The 1,047-nt window shown below is 70.6% G+C and carries 1 protein-coding gene; it reads right to left on the bottom strand.

All coding sequences use genetic code 11. The annotated features are described in order from the left end of the window. Nucleotides 1–300: 300 nt before the first annotated feature. Nucleotides 301–1,047 (bottom strand): FAD-dependent monooxygenase (locus tag ACFWI9_RS34775; RefSeq protein ID WP_387169417.1); only part of this gene is annotated, 747 nt, incomplete at its 5' end.

The following is a 1,047-nucleotide window of genomic DNA, read 5'->3' as shown; positions in this document are numbered from 1 at the left end:
ATCACTCACTCCGCGCGGGGGGCGGCTGGGGGGGGGCTGGGGGTGGGGCTGTGCCCCCCACACACAATATTATAACCCCCCCCCCCCGGGGGGTGGGGGCGCCACGGCGCCCGCAAAGCCGTCGGCGCTGATCCGTACCAGCGTGAATACACCGATCCGTACCAGCGTGAATACGATGCTCGCGATCGTCGCGATTCACCCGTAGCCCAGGCCACGGCACGTTGTGAAAGTGGCCGGTTCGGTATGAGTGGGCGGTGAGCCCGGGCGGCGCTTTGGGGCACCGCCCGAGCAATGCCGTGCCTATTCGGGCAGAGGCAGGTGCCCGATCACCTTCTGGCCGACGAACGCGGACATGCGCAGGGCGTGGTACGCGTAGTCGCGCATGGCCCGCTCGTATTCGGCGATGCCGTCGAGGAGTGGTTTGTCGCCGGCGGCGACGGCGAGCAGTTGACCGCCCAGGGTGTGCGCGTCGCGCAGTGCGGTGTTGGCGCCGATGCCCAGGGCGGGGATCATGGCGTGGACGGCGTCGCCCATGACGGTGACGGTGGACGGTTCCCAGGCGTCGACGGGTACGCAACTGCGGCACTTGAGGGCCTGCACGGTGGCGGTGTCCCACAGCCGGACGGTGTCGACCAGGGCCGGGTGCCAGCCGGCGACGCGCCGCAGGGCGTGTGCCTTGAGCGTGTCGGGGCCGGCGGTGAACAGTTCGGCGTCGGGGAGCATCCGGTCGGGCAGGGAGTTGAAGATGCTCAGCGCGTAGTCGGCGGTGGCCTCGCGCTGGAAGCCGGGGTCCTGCTCGGCGATCAGCGGTGAGGTGGGGTCGGTGCGCTCCAGCGGGCCGAGGGTCAGCCCGGTGAAGTCGGCGGCGTAGGCCAGCGAGAAGGCGTTGAACAGCTCGGCGGGCAGTTGGGCCTTCGCCTCGTCGGTGAGATGGATTTTCGCGGCGATGTGCCGGGAGCCGAGGTCGGCGACCTGGACCTGGGGCAGGCGCTGGGCGCGGACGGCCGAGTTGATGCCGTCGGCGGCGATGAGCACGTCGGCCTCGAC

Origin of the sequence: Streptomyces sp. NPDC127084, from assembly GCF_042724175.1 — a bacterium.
Classification (GTDB): domain Bacteria; phylum Actinomycetota; class Actinomycetes; order Streptomycetales; family Streptomycetaceae; genus Streptomyces.
This window is presented reverse-complemented; position numbering and strand designations above follow the sequence as displayed.